11 protein-coding genes and 1 pseudogene are annotated in these 14875 nt (G+C 35.7%); 8 read left to right on the plus strand and 4 right to left on the minus strand.

The window, feature by feature from the left end; all coding sequences use genetic code 11:
• Positions 1–42: 42 nt before the first annotated feature.
• Positions 43–1371, minus strand: a complete 1329-nt coding sequence (locus tag L3081_RS01005) for an Ig-like domain-containing domain (protein ID WP_242282823.1) — start codon at positions 1369–1371, stop codon at positions 43–45.
• 86 nt (positions 1372–1457) lie between these two features.
• Positions 1458–2860 (minus strand): annotated as a pseudogene (locus L3081_RS01010) (TIGR03013 family XrtA/PEP-CTERM system glycosyltransferase).
• 319 nt (positions 2861–3179) lie between these two features.
• Here L3081_RS01010 and L3081_RS01020 point away from each other — a divergent pair.
• The 7 genes from L3081_RS01020 (at position 3180) to L3081_RS01045 (ending at position 9120) form a co-directional block, all read left to right on the plus strand.
• Positions 3180–3818, plus strand: a complete 639-nt coding sequence (locus tag L3081_RS01020; protein WP_242282825.1) for an XrtA/PEP-CTERM system exopolysaccharide export protein — start codon at positions 3180–3182, stop codon at positions 3816–3818.
• Positions 3819–3992: 174 nt separating this feature from the next.
• A complete protein-coding gene (locus L3081_RS01025; RefSeq protein ID WP_242282826.1) occupies positions 3993–5582 on the plus strand; it encodes an XrtA system polysaccharide chain length determinant in 1590 nt (529 codons plus the stop codon).
• Positions 5583–5585: 3 nt separating this feature from the next.
• Positions 5586–6176 (plus strand): P-loop NTPase family protein, encoded by a 591-nt coding sequence (locus L3081_RS01030; RefSeq protein ID WP_338027055.1) that lies wholly within the window; start codon positions 5586–5588, stop codon positions 6174–6176.
• On the plus strand, positions 6169–6483 hold the full coding sequence (locus L3081_RS27810) for a P-loop NTPase family protein (RefSeq protein ID WP_338027056.1): 315 nt from the start codon (positions 6169–6171) through the stop codon (positions 6481–6483). Before L3081_RS01030 ends, L3081_RS27810 begins: the two co-directional genes overlap by 8 nt.
• Entirely contained in the window at positions 6443–7744 is a 1302-nt protein-coding gene (locus tag L3081_RS01035; RefSeq protein WP_242282827.1) for a TIGR03016 family PEP-CTERM system-associated outer membrane protein, read from the plus strand. The genes L3081_RS27810 and L3081_RS01035 overlap by 41 nt, the downstream gene beginning before the upstream one ends.
• 94 nt (positions 7745–7838) lie before the next feature.
• Positions 7839–8054, plus strand: a complete 216-nt coding sequence (locus L3081_RS01040; protein WP_242282828.1) for a hypothetical protein — start codon at positions 7839–7841, stop codon at positions 8052–8054.
• A gap of 1 nt (position 8055) precedes the next feature.
• Positions 8056–9120: an XrtA/PEP-CTERM system-associated ATPase gene (locus L3081_RS01045; protein WP_242282829.1), complete on the plus strand. Its 1065-nt coding sequence runs from the start codon at positions 8056–8058 to the stop codon at positions 9118–9120.
• 176 nt (positions 9121–9296) lie between these two features.
• Here L3081_RS01045 and L3081_RS01050 read toward each other — a convergent pair whose 3' ends face one another.
• Positions 9297–10226: a PEP-CTERM sorting domain-containing protein gene (locus L3081_RS01050; protein ID WP_242282831.1), complete on the minus strand. Its 930-nt coding sequence runs from the start codon at positions 10224–10226 to the stop codon at positions 9297–9299.
• A 234-nt stretch (positions 10227–10460) separates the two neighbouring features.
• Here L3081_RS01050 and prsT point away from each other — a divergent pair, with 234 nt between their 5' ends.
• Positions 10461–13262, plus strand: a complete 2802-nt coding sequence (prsT, locus tag L3081_RS01055; RefSeq protein ID WP_242282832.1) for an XrtA/PEP-CTERM system TPR-repeat protein PrsT — start codon at positions 10461–10463, stop codon at positions 13260–13262.
• Positions 13263–13376: 114 nt separating this feature from the next.
• Here the strand turns inward: prsT and prsR are convergent, their stop codons facing one another.
• A complete protein-coding gene (gene prsR / locus L3081_RS01060; RefSeq protein WP_242282834.1) occupies positions 13377–14732 on the minus strand; it encodes a PEP-CTERM-box response regulator transcription factor in 1356 nt (451 codons plus the stop codon).
• Positions 14733–14875 lie beyond the last annotated feature (143 nt).

Consider the following 14875-nt stretch of genomic DNA (forward strand, 5'->3'; position numbering starts at 1 on the left):
TAAGTTGAAAGGCGGCGTGACGCTCAGTCCAAAATTTTGTACTTACTTTTTATAATTACTATCAAATGAATCCCAAGCAGGTACCATTTTTTTTACAGTATCTGGAATCCGTTCATCGCCAAATAAAATATATTCCGCAACTAGGCTTTCACCATAACTATATTTCATATCATTACTTGGTTTAAGGGAAAAGAAACCTTGATCATTGATATGTTGAAGATAAAATTGTGAAGCACGGTGCGCTGCTCTCAAATATTTAAATTCACCGGCTCTAAAAGCTAATTGGTATATCGTCATTGCGCGATCAAATAACCATGCTGCATAACTGTCTCGATAAGGGATCAAATTGTCATCAATTACACGCGGGTCAACCTGATTAATAGCTGTGTCACCGAATAATTTAAATGCAGCATCATAAGCTGAAAAGTCTTGATTATTATTAAACGGTAATAACCGCGTCTTTATCACACTATCACCGTACCAATCCGGCTGAAACAATGCGTATGCCTGAGGTTCATATATATTATCTGAGGCAGAAAATTCTTCATCATCAACCAAAACCCATGAGTCTCTTACGGGTTCAATTGGCAAATCATTAACTATTCTTTCTACACCCCATTCTAAAATAAGATCTCTAGAGGAAAGCAAGCCATATTCATTAGTTTTAAATGCTAATTCGAGTTGCACCAGAACCGACCTAATACTATTATTTTCACCATCAGAATTACGCCACGTGAGTATTTCTTTTGCTGCAATGGCAACTTCTTGGCCATTTTCGTCAAACAATCGAAATTTATCAATACCATATAAATAATTTTTAGGGAAAGGAATGCCAAAGGTGACTTTAGTGGGTGTATTTTCTTTAATGCTTTCAATCGGTATTATAGAAAATTTTGTGTTACCCGTTCGACGAACTGCCGGATGAAAACTGCCTTTTTCAACGGATTGATCCGCTATAGTTTCAAATGAAAAGGAGTAATCTTTTAAAGTGCGTGATGAGGTCTGTTTAGATGAAACATTGACGGTGTATTCACTAGAATAATTTAATGGACTGCTGAGCGTATAATGTAGTTTTTGACCATTACTTGAAAGTAAGCCTTGTACAGTGGTATTGGATTCTAGTTCTTTAAATTCAAATATAATATCATCAGTACTATAAGCAGCAGATAATTCAATATCTATTGCTACGTCTATTCCTACATCGCGTTCCTGATTGCTCGGTGTGGTTTGCTTGACTGTTGCTACCGACAATTTAATCGATTCTGGTGTAATTGATGCAGTCTTTTCGCCTTCGCTTCCCCCTCCTCCACAACTGACAAAGTTCAAAACAAAAAGGATAAAAAAAACAGATCGACAATTACAAAAATTCATTTCCTGAGTCCTAAGTAATATCTAATAATAAAAGGCAATGGAGCGATTAATGTATAGCACTTAAATTTTAGGTCTGTACAAATTAATTAACGTCCCTTACCAAATAATACTATTTCTACTGTTCTTATTAAAATAAGTAAATCCAACATAAAGCTACGATGCTTAATATAATAAAGATCATATTTTAATTTTTCTAATGAATCTGCCTCAGTAGCACCATAGGGATATTTTAATTGTGCCCAACCCGTTAATCCGGGTTTAACATTATGGCGCTCGTTATAATAAGGAATATTCTTAATAAGGCTTTGGACAAACTCTGGTCGTTCTGGTCTTGGGCCAACAAAGCCCATATCACCACGCATTACATTATAAATTTGAGGCAGTTCGTCTATACGATATTTGCGTAAAATATTTCCTATCTTGGTAATACGAGGGTCATCTTCCGAAGCCATTTGAGCACCAAACTTCTCCGCATCTAAACGCATACTTCTAAATTTAATAATATTAAACGGTTTCCCATCCAAGCCCACTCGTTCTTGAAAATAAAAAATGGGGGCGTTAAACCCTTCATCTAATTTAATTAAAATCGCCGTTAACAACATGATTGGCCAGGTAAAAGCAAAAAGGACAAAAGCCATTGTCGCGTTAAAAATCCAGTCTAATGTATTACGAAGATGGTTCAATGAAGCAAAACCATTTGAATAAATAACTTGACTAGGGTAAATAAGGTTAACGGCTATTTGTCCAGTTTCTCGTTCAATAAAATCTAAAATCTCAGTGATTTCAATACCGCGAATTTTACAGGCAAATAACTCATTAATTGGTATGTTATTTCGTCGTTCATCACTCGCCACCACAATTTCGTCAATGTGATGCTTAAGCGAATAATTGACTAATGAGCCCTCAAGATCAATTCTGGTTTCTTGTTTAATCCCTTCTTCAGCATCTCCATCCATGACGATATAACCATGTACTGAAAAATTTTGTCTGTCGACATCTCTGCGCATTCTTCTTTCTATTATTGATGCTCGTTCTCCTGCACCCAATACTAAAATAACGCGTTTATTAAAGCCGAAAAAATCTATTTGGCAAGTTAGATAGCGAAATATACTAACAACAATAAAGCGGCAAGTGAAGCTATTGCCAACATTTCAATTGGCAATGCATATTGACCATAGAATGGATTTATAATAGTGAGAATAAAAAAGGCTACGGCAACACACATTAACACTCGGCGTATCACACCCCGAAAATTAACACGTAATTTAGAGTTATATAAACCTAACGCTAATGAGGTTAATTGATTTAGTAATGCAAAAACTAAAGCATAAATAAGTATGTAATTATCAGGAATATCTGGTACTTCAATGAAACCGATAAAGCTATTGCTATAAATAGCTAATGGTAAAGCACCTAAAAATAAAAGAAATTCTATTATTATTAAAGTTTTACTGGCAACTGATAAATCGCGAAATTTGGGGCTAGACATAAGAGACTAGATTCCTTGATGAATGATATCTTTATTGAAATAAGTGCCACTCTACAGCAATAACCAAAGAGTGCAGATTGACTTTATTCTGATATAAATTTTTTATAACATAAGGATGAGGTGTACTCTCCCCTTCCAATTCACTTGCCAAAACAGCCTTATAAAATATTATACTACAGTATTGGACGAGTGATTCTAGCAAAAATACAACTAAAGTTAACGCTTTATTTACCTAGGTTAAAATGTAGCATAACAGAAAAAAATACCATACAATCAACAGCTGAATTAAAAATAATTTTTAATGTAAAAGGTATGAACCATGGATAAAAATTTTACCAAATCACTCAAAGTAGTTTTGACTTTATTTTTAGTACAAATCATTTCTGCCTGCTCTAGTACTCATAGTTTACCATCGGCAACCGTACATCCGTCGAATACCGCAGATATTAACTCGTATAAATATCTTATTGGCGCGGGAGATGTGCTTAATATATTTGTTTGGCGTAACCCTGAAGTCTCAGGATCTTTTGTTGTTCGCCCTGATGGTATGATCACTACTTCTCTTGTAGAAGATATTAATGTAGCCGGTAAAACACCCACTGAACTTGCGCGCTCAATTGAAGAAATTTTAGGTACTTATTTACGAGACCCTATTGTGACAGTTACGGTTAGTAGCTTTGTTGGCCCATTCAGCGAACAAATTCGCGTTATTGGTGAAGCAACAGAGCCACAAGCCATTAATTATACCCAACACATGACATTACTCGATGTGATGATTAAGGTAGGTGGTTTAACCGAATTTGCCGACGGTAATGACGCTGTATTAGTGAGAATAGAGAATGGCCAACAAAAACAATATGAAATTAAAATTGATGGATTATTAAAAGATGGCGATATCAGTGCCAACATTGATATGTTACCAGGCGATATCATTATCATTCCTGAAGCGTGGTTTTAAAGTTCAAAACAGTAACAAGTTGCGAGTATGATAAGTAATAGTAACAAAAGTGAATATTCATTTTTTGTTTGTACTTCTAGCCGTATCTTGTTTCTTACTGGCCGTTTCTACTCGATACATAGGGCATAAATAACCCTAACAAATGATACAGTTTACTTAAGGTTAAAGTTTAGAATGCAAGAAATATTTGATGATCTCATAGATTATTTAAAAGGTATTTGGATTAAGCGTAGATATATTATTATATCTACTTGGTTAATATGCCCTATCGGTTGGGGTATAGTGTCTATGATGCCCGATGTATATGAATCTAAAGCTCGCGTCTATGCTGACACGCAGTCTATTCTAGCCCCTTTATTAAAAGGGTTAACCGTTCAAACAGATACGGACATGCAAATCAATTTAATGGTTAAAACACTGTTAAGTCGTCCAAATTTAGAACGTATATCACGTATGACTGATTTAGATATTCAGGCGGAAACACCTCTACAATATGAAAATATTATTAACCGATTGAGAGACGATATAAAGATTATTAAAGCTCGTGGACGGGACAATATCTTTACTATTTCGTTTGAGGATACCGACCCTGAAATGGCTAAGAATGTTGTACAGTCTTCATTAACAGTGTTTATAGAAAACACCCTTGGTGAAAACCGAACAGATGCCGATTCAGCACAAAAATTCTTGAAAAATCAAATTTCTGAATATGAAAACAGGCTAACTAGCGCAGAATCTCGCCTAACTGAGTTCAAACAAAAATACAGTAACTTGCTTCCTGATCAGTATGGTGGTTATTACAACAAACTTAATATTGCAAAAGAGCAATTACAAGTGATTGAACTCAGTTTACTTGAAGCTGAGACACGACTGAAATCAGCTAAAGCACAATTAAGTACTGTCCCTACAGAATCAAGTAACGCTCAAAATAAAATCCAGAACTCTAGTTCTATAAAAACCGACTACGATGAACGTATTTCTGAATTGGAACTTGTTTTAGATTCGCTACAACTTAGGTATACCGATCAACACCCAGATGTAATGGAAGCTCAAAGACGTTTAACACATTTAGAAAAACAACGTGCTAAAGAGATTGACGATTATTTATCCGTTACAAGTAGTGATAATGGCAATAGCCTTATCACTAGTCAAAACCCTGTTATTCAACAGCTACAAATTCAAGTAAACGAGTATGAAAATCAAGTAGCATCAATAAAAGTCAGAGCGAATGATTTCCGCACTAAAGTTAAAGATTTAGAAAATAAAATTCATGTGTTACCTGAAATTGAAGCAGAGCTTGTTGCACTAAATCGCGGTTATGAAATAACCAAAGAGAAATACGAAGAACTCTTAAGCCGCCAAGAAACAGCGCAATTAGCACAACAAGCTGATGAAACAACAAATAAAATACAGTTTAAAGTGATCGACCCTCCTAGAGCCGCTACAGAGCCGACAGGGCCAAAACGTATTCTGTTCTTTATATTAGTAACTGTTGTTGGTTTTGGGGTTGGGGTAGGAATATCCTTATTGTTAAGTCAATTATCACCTGTTGCCACGTCTACTGCGCAGTTATCTAAAGCCACTGGCGTGCCTGTATTTGGCGTTGTATCCGCTAGTGAGAATTTAGGTCTGAAAAAATGGCATAAAAAGAAAACTATTCTATTTGTTATCTCAAATCTAATGCTCTTAATGATACTTCTTATGTTTATGAGTTATTTTTTATTTCCTGATGCCATTCAAGCACCATTGAAAAGGATATTTTAAGCCATGAGTACGATAGAAAAAGCATTGGCTAAGCAGAAACAATCTGCTCAAGACAATAAAAATAACCTAAAAGATGAAGCCTTAAGCTCACCACCTAGTGATAAGTTAACCGCTTCTTCAGCTGAATCACAAAATCAAAATCAGGGTCACGAAAGCCAGAAAGAAACCCTAATGTTAAACGGTGATCGCCTAACTGAACGAGGTTTTATCTATAGCGCGGGTAGTGCCCATCATATACAGGAAGAATTTCGTCATATTAAGCGTAAGTTGTTAAATAATGCTTTTGGCCCTGCTGCTAAAACCCTAAAAAACAGCAACTTAATTATGGTAAGTAGCTCTAATCCTAATGAAGGTAAAACCTTTATTTCGATTAACCTCGCCTTAAGTATTGCCCTTGAGCAAGAAAAAACCGTTTTATTAGTTGATGCTGATGTTTTAAGACCAAGTATACATAGAGAATTAGAGTTTGAGAGCAAACAGGGCTTACTTGAGTACTTGCTTGACAAAGTCACATCATTATCTGATGTTATCTATAATACCAATGTTGCCAACTTAAAAATAATTCCTCTTTGGAAAACCGCATCATTTGACTAATGAATTACTTGCCAGTACTAAAATGGCGACGTTAGCAGAAGAATTAGCACAACGTTATCCCGACCGTATAGTTATTTTCGATTGCCCTCCAATACTGGGCGTCACGGAAACACCAGTACTTTCTAGCTTGGTTGGACAGGCTGTGGTGGTAGTTGAAGAATCTACCACAAAATTAGAAGATGTGAAGAAAGCAGTATCACAACTTAATGAAGATATCGCTGTAGGTTTTGTAATGAATAAAACTGTCAGATCTAAAAAGGATGAATATGGTTATTATGGCTATGGCTACGGTAAGAAACATTCATAATTTTCGCACAGCCAATGTATTAGCATTACTTTCATGGTTTGCTATTTCAACTTCAACCGTTGCCGGAGAATGGCAGTTTGTGCCTAATTTTGGCATAGAAGAAACCTATACTGACAATGTTGAACTGACTCCAACAGAAACAACAGGGAGTCTTGTTTCTCAAGCCATTGTTGGTTTAGATGCAAAATATGAATCAAGTTTATCAAGTTTCACTTTTTCAGGTAAAAATAATAACCTTTCCTTCAGTCATGACAGTGATATTAATGACAGTTATCTAACACTTAATACACAAGGTCAATTTTACCTTTGGACCAGTGGCCCTGAATTAATTGCTAACGCAAGAGTTGATAATACCAATAGAAATTCAGCTAAAAATGGCCTTGCTGATTTAGTTTCTGGCGATACAGTTCAATCAGAATTTTATTCTACAGGCCTACGTTATAATGTTGATAACAGTACCTTTACTTTACAGTCATCTCTTATCTATAGCGATCAACAGTACAAAGATGGTATTGGTGAGTACAATGGCGTGTCAGCTATTTTCAATGCCAGAAACAATAATAATGCACGCGTTACTTATTGGGAAATTGCAAGTAGCATTTCCACAAAAGATCAAGATTTTGCGGGTGAAACAAGAACAGGTGATCAATACAACGTTGAAGCTAAAATAGGGTTAATCACCTCATTAAATTTAACTCCATTTATACGTTTCTATGATGAAGATTTTTCGGGTGAATTAGCTAATCAAAGCCAACAAACAACGTCCTCATGGGGGCCTGGGGTTCGTTGGTTGGTATCAGATCATTTTATTCTGAATTTTTCATACAACTTTGTAACTGACGATGAAGTAAGTGATGATTATGTAGCAACGTCGATTCAATGGGAGCCTTCAGCAAGAACCTCTTTATCTGCGGGTTATAGCAAACGTTTTTTTGGTGACTCATATAATCTTAACTTTCAACATAAAACTAGACGCTTAACCAACTCAATCTCTTATGATGAAAGCTTGCAAGTTTTTGACCGAAACAATTTCGAATTAATAAATGTCGGGTTATTCTGGTGCCTTCCAGGAGAGGAACCAGAAAGTAATCTGCAATGCTATGCTCAATCAGAGCAAGCAGGAAGTGGTGATTTACCCTTTGTAAACGTTTCTTATTTAGAACCTATTGAGAGTAATGAATTTACCTTAGATAAACGCCTATCATGGGTTTCACTTACAATTAGCCCGCACAACGTTCACATTCAACACCTCAGCCTCTAGACGTGAAGGAATTGAGTCTCAAATTACCGATGATACCTTAGGTATTTCTTTAAGTATTAATCGAAAAATTAGTGGTAAAAGTAAGTTAACGTTGTTGACTAAATATAACTATCTTGCTTTTGATAAAAACAACCCAGACGGCATTAGACAAAAAGATTATTATAGAACAATTTCAGCAACATATACTAAAGACTTGGCTTCATCATTATCAGCTCACTTTACACTTCAACATGTAAATAGAGACTCAAATCTAGAACAATACACTTACGATGAAACCCGCGCAATAATTAACGTAACGAAAGAATTTTAATATGTATGAAAGTTACTATGGTTTTACAGAAAAACCATTTCAATTAAGCCCAGATCCCCGGTTTTTCTTCGCCACAAGTCATCATCAAAGAGCACTCTCTTATTTGCAGTATGGCTTGAATCAAGGTGAAGGGTTCATTGTAATAACCGGTCCTATTGGCACAGGAAAAACAACCATTGCACGCAATTTATTATCTACAATTGGTGACGATAACATTGTAGCAGCTCAATTAGTGACAACTAAATTATCACCTGACGAATTACTCGAGTTAGTCGCGGCTGAGTTTAAAATACCTTTAAAAGGCAACAGTAAAGCGGAAGTGTTACGTAGCATTGAGACCTTTTTAATTCAATTGCACAAGCAAGGAAAGCGCGCCTTACTAATTGTTGATGAAGCACAAAACTTACCATCAGAAACAGTTGAAGAGCTCAGAATGCTATCAAATTTTCAGCTTGACGATAAACCACTTATACAAAGTTTTTTACTGGGACAAGAAGAACTTAAAGATATTATACAAGCCCCTAATATGGAACAGTTTAGGCAGCGTATAATCGCTTCTGCACACTTACAGCCTTTGAGTGTAGAAGAGGTCAAAAGCTACATTAACCATCGCTTACAACAAGCAGGCTGTAAAAAAGAAGCTTTGTTTTCTGATGATGCCTTTGAAATTATCCATAAAACTACGCTAGGCGTGCCTCGAAAAATCAATATTTTTGTTGACCGTTTATTACTTTTTGGTTTTTTAGAAGAATTAACGCATTTTGGTGTTGATGATATAAATACGGTTGCCAAAGAAATGTCTGTTGAGTTAACTGGCTCACTAAGCTCGAAAGTGCTTGAAAATAATCAGCATAGTAATCAATCTGACGTACAACAAGTTGTAGTAAACTCCACAGAGAATGTTCAAAATATTAAAGAAGTTTTAAGAGACGTTGAAGAAATTCTGGAAAGCAGTATTAAACAGAAAATAAAAATGGCACGTTATGTTGATAAACTGCTTAAACAGAAAAGTCGCCAATATGCGCAAGAACAAGCTCAACAAGATAGTTTATCAGACGAAAATTAATCGACCAAAATATTCGACCGCCGGGTAATTCATTTTATTGCCCCTGTTTTATGATGGCTGAACATTATGGACACGCATACTGACATAGCCAAGCCTACCATGAATTTTACGCAAAAAAATAGACTGAAAACAGTCTATTTTTTTATTAATAATACCTAATCAAAGCAAGCAGAATATTACGCTTTAAAACCACTAGCTTGCTTCTTTCTTGAGGCAAATAAACCGACAACTGCTAGCAGCATTAACAACATTGTGCTTGGCTCAGGTACTGCTGTGTTACCTGGTTTATTTGATTTCAAATTAGCTACCACTTCAATAATATCATTGGCACAACTCATAGCCCAACGTAAAGCTATTTGGTCAGCCCCCATTAAAGAAGTACCTGATATATCAAACGTCATAGTTAACAGCTTATTGTTGACATCAGTACTCCAACCATCATTGGTTCCATAATAATTTCCATTTGCATCAACTACAGCATCAGCAGAACTTAATACATCAACAACTTGCCAACCTCTACCACCACTACTTGATGTTTTTAACTGACTAGAGGTTTTAACAGATTTATGATACGCTCCTCCCACATTTGTCACATCATTAGAGCTACCTATTTTCCTTAGCGTTCCAGACTGATTAATGTAATCATTTGTTGAATTATTTGTGCTATAGCTATTTAATTCCAGACCTAAATCAAATGCATACTCCCATTGATTCGTTCCAGAATCGTAAGAGTCTTCATTACAACCACGGTATCCTGTATTGCCAGAACTATCATTACAGGCGTCTGCTACTTTATAATTATCATTGCTTGCATCCATTAAAAACAAATCACCAAGTTTGAATACACTGTCATAACCAATAAAATTGGAATCTATTTTTACAGTTAATATCCCTTGGTCAGATTTATCTACTGTCATCCAATTTGTATTATAGTGGGCATTGTTATCATTTGGCATGTAATCTTCATTACTATAGTTGCCATAACTATTACCGATATATCTATCGAGTAATGCATCATCTGGAACAACCCTGCTTGCATGACTCATCGTCGAGACCATCATGGCGGCAGTGACACACGTAACGCCTAATTTTGTAATAAATTTCATAAATACTTCCATTAAAAATTAATTTCATGTCTAATTACAGGTATACAAGCAAAAAACACGCCAAAAATACAAGTTGTTGCTTTTTATTGTTTATTATTGTATTTTGTAAATGTAAATCTCGTCACTGTAAAAATTCACGACACTTTTTATTCGATATAAACAAGTATAGTGCTTAACGTTTAATTTTAATAGTGCAATAATCCTTATACGTAACATTTAAGTACAGAAGTCACCATGATAACCGCATTAAAATATTCTTTATTATTCTTTACACTTTCTATGCACTTTAATTTGATGGCTAATGATGCCTATGAAGACGCCTTAAAAAGTTTTCATCAGCAAAAATACGATACCACTATCATTCACTTAAAAAATGCCCTGAAAGAAGATACTGATCATATTCCTTCTCGAATTCTACTGGCACAAACATTAATTGCCCAAGGTAAAGGCGAAATGGCTGAAACCGAACTTTATGATCTTCAAGCAAGCGGTGTTGATTTTAATCAAATTGTGGCTTTACTTGCGCAATCCTTAGTTTTACAAAATAAATATAAACAAGTATTAGAGGTAGCGACTTCAGGGTATCGTGGTAACCATATTGAAAGCCTTATACTGTTTGCTAGAGGACAAGCTTATCTTGGTTTAAATCAGTTACGTCAAGCTGAAGAAGCATTTACCGAAACATTAAAGCTAGAATCTGACTTTCAACTGGCAATGTTGGGTATAGCTCAAGTGGCAATGAATCAAAACGACTTCGCTAAGGCGAATCATTATGTCGACAAAGCTCTGTCGTTATATGAGCCTTTAATTAATGCCTGGATTATGAAATCAACCCTCTATCAAATGCAAGGGTTAAATGATCAAGCACTCACAACCATTGATAAGGCGATTAAGAAAAACCCAGAGCATTTACAAGCAAGGTTAAATCGAGCCACCTTATACATAAGTAGTGAAAACTGGCTAGGCGCAAAGCAAGATCTAGATTATATATTAGCTAAAATCCCCCTTGAGCCTAGAGCAAGATATTTACGTGCCGTAGTAAGTGCAAAATTAGGTAATGATGAAGACAGTAAAACCAAATTAAATGAAGTCATTGTTACCCTCAATAGCATTCCAGATGACGTAATGATGCAAAACCCAAGTTATCTTTTTCTGGCCGGTGTAACTAATTTTAATTTTGGCAATTTGGAAGATGCGTACCATTATTTTCAAAACTATTTAACCATAAAAGAAAACGATTATAACAGTTTACGATACATTGCCATTATTGAATTAAAGCAAGGTAAGCCCGAAAATGCCAAAAACTTACTGACAAAAGCGACTGTTTATTATCCTGATAGCCCGGCGTTAATGTCGTTACTCGGTATTTCGTTAATGGAATTAGGTAAAATAGAGCAAGCAAAATATTATTTTGAAAAGGTGGTTAACCTAACCCCTGGTTATGCTGATTCTCTAAGTAATTTAGCACAAAATGAAATTCTTTCAGGCGACTATTCTCAAGCAATAAGCAATTTACTCGATGCAAAAAAAAGTGATGATAATTCCACTTCCATTACCTTACTACTCATTGAAGCTTACCTCAAAACTAAACAGTTCGATAAAGCAAAATTGTTGACTAAAAAATTAACGGAAGCTCAACCATTAAACAGTTATTTTCAGCAGCAGCACGGTATTGCCCTAGGATTTTCTGGCGAAATTGCAGAGGCTAGAAAAGCCTTTGAACAAGCAATAACAATCCAACCCAATAATACCCAAGCTATCATTCATTTAGTGAGAATGGAGTTTATAGAGCAAGGCCCTGAACAAGCGATTAAGTTATTAACTAGTAAACTCAACGCCCAACCTAATAATGTGCCACTCATTGTAGAATTAGCTGATATGTACATGAAAAATAGCCAACCAGACCTCGCATTACCCTTGTACCAACAAGCTTTCGATTATGATAACCAAAACGCATTCACTCTGACTAAATTAGTAGATCATTATACGGTTACGGGCAATGCTCAGAAAGCCGAACCTATTTTACTTGCATTTTTACAAAAACATCCCAAAAACAGTGACGTTAAAATAAAATTAGGGCATTTATATGGCATGTTGAATAAACCTTTAAAAGCTATTCAATCCTTTGAATCAGCGGTTACGGATTCAGTCGATAGAACCAAAACTTACATGTTGTTAGCACAAGCTCAACTTAAAATAGACAACAGAGATGAAGCCATAAAATCGTTAAATAAAGCAACAGCATGGGATGAAAAACGCATTGAACCACTCATGATGCTTTTTCCAATCACCTTATCTCAAAAAGATTATATAAGAGCCGAACAGGTAATTTATACCCTTAATAAATTGATACCAGAACAAGATGTGGTTGATATTTTATCTGCACAGCTATTTGTTGCCAAAAATGAGTTTGTACAAGCGGAACAAAGTTATCGAAAAGCGTTGAAAAAATATCAAAGTAGAAAATCTACCTTAGGATTATTTAATGCATTAAATAAACAACAAAAATATAAAGAATCTCAATTACTAATTGAAAAATGGATTGAAAGTCATCCACAAGATATTTTGGCTGACATTGCCCTAGCAGAAAGTTATGCACTGCAAGAAAAACTTCCTAAATCATTAGCTTTATATCAGTCTATGATTGATAAATATCGTCGTATGCCCATTTTACTCAATAATGCCGCTAATATTGCTCTACAATTAGAAGAACTACCTTTAGCAGCAGAGTTAGCAAACGAGGCTTACCAAAAAGCCCAAAAAAACCCTAGTGTAATAGACACCCTAGCTTGGATAAAAACAAAACAAAATCAAAGAACAGAAGCGATATCATTGTATCGAGAGGCGTTGGTTGTTGATTATGACAATGCCGAAATAAAATATCACTTAGCTATCACATTGAAAGCAGAAAAACGTGATCGCGAGGCTTACAAATTACTATCGGAAGCAGTGAAAGCAGAGCAAGACTTTATGGATAAGAAAATCGCTAAGCAATTACTTGTGCAATGGAAAGAGGAAAAATCTGCTGAAAACTAGCAGTTTTGGTGACAACAATACTGATCTGTTCACCTTGTTGTCACCAATCTCTGTTTCATAAATACAGTGTATAAGAGGAAACTAAAAAACCTCTTATACATGCTAAATTATTAACTAACTATTAATATTCAATTCATACTTCTCAATAAGCGAATACAAGGTTGGTCGAGTTATTCCTAGTAATTCTGCCGCTTTCGACATATTTCCTTCAGACAAGGCATACGCCTTTTGAATAGCAATTGACTCTGCTTGCTCTCTTACTGTACGTAAATTTAATGAAAGCTCATAAGCACTGTTACTTTCAGCATGATCAAAAAATCCTAAATCAAAAGCGGTTACCTGTACGCCGGTACACATCACCACAGACGATTTAACTTTGTTTTGCAACTCACGTATATTGCCTGGCCATTTATGTCCTTTAATAGCACCGATAGCATCTTCAGAGAACGATTTAGCATTGCTTTTGTATTCGGTTGCATAAAGTTGTAGAAAATATTGAGCTAAAATGAGTACATCTTCATCCCGATCACGTAAGGGCGGAATATTCAACGTTATTTCACTCACGCGGTAGAACAAATCTTCCCTAAATTCTTTGTTGGCAACCATTTCCTCTAAATTCTGATTAGTGGCACAAACGACTCTCACATTGACCGGAATTTCTTCTCTGCCGCCAAGTCGCTCGACTACTTTTTCTTGTAAAAAACGTAGCAGTTTAGCTTGTAAATTAAAGGGCATATCCCCTATTTCATCAAGAAATAAGGTACCACCTTCTGCACATTCTATTTTACCTTTGGTTGTTTTATGTGCGCCTGTAAATGCACCTTTTTCAAAACCAAATAATTCACTTTCAAGTAAGTTTTCTGGGATAGATGCACAGTTAATGGCAATAAAGGGTTTATTTACTCTATCGCTAGCTAAATGTACCGCTTTAGCGGTTACTTCTTTACCGGTACCACTTTCACCTAGTAACAAGGCGGTAATATTTGTAGGCGCAATACGCTTTACCATGGTACGTAAACGTTCAATGGCTTCACTATTACCTATAATACCAATATTACTATCCGTTACGGCACGCATTGAGCGATTTTCGCTTTCAATGGTTGCGAGTGTTAGCGCACGTGAAATAATGACATTAATCACTTCGGCATCAATAGGCTTTTGGTAAAAATCATAAGCCCCCGCAGAAACGGCTTTCAATGCATTGGTTCTATCTTCATTACCCGTAATCACTATTACCTTGGTGTGCGGTGCTATTGCAAGTATTTCTTCTAAGGCCTTAAGCCCTTCACTTGCATTAGCTGCGTCTGGCGGTAGCCCTAAGTCTAACGTCACAACTTTAGGCTCATGACGTCTTACGGCTGCTATTGCAGCTTCTCTGTCTCCGGCAAGTATCGGACTATAATCAGAAAGACTCCATTTCAGTTGTTTTTGAATGCCTTTATCGTCATCAACAATTAATACTTTTTCCATTACTGCCTTATCCTACTTGGTATTAGCTCCAAACAAAGAAGGTCATGATTTTCAAAATATCACAGCCTACATCCTGTTTTCGTCACTATACTCTCTTAATTTTACAATTAATGTAAATTTGTCTGAGAAACCTTAACTAGCGA

Source organism: Colwellia maritima (assembly GCF_022669015.1).
GTDB classification, from domain to species: Bacteria; Pseudomonadota; Gammaproteobacteria; order Enterobacterales; family Alteromonadaceae; genus Colwellia; species Colwellia maritima.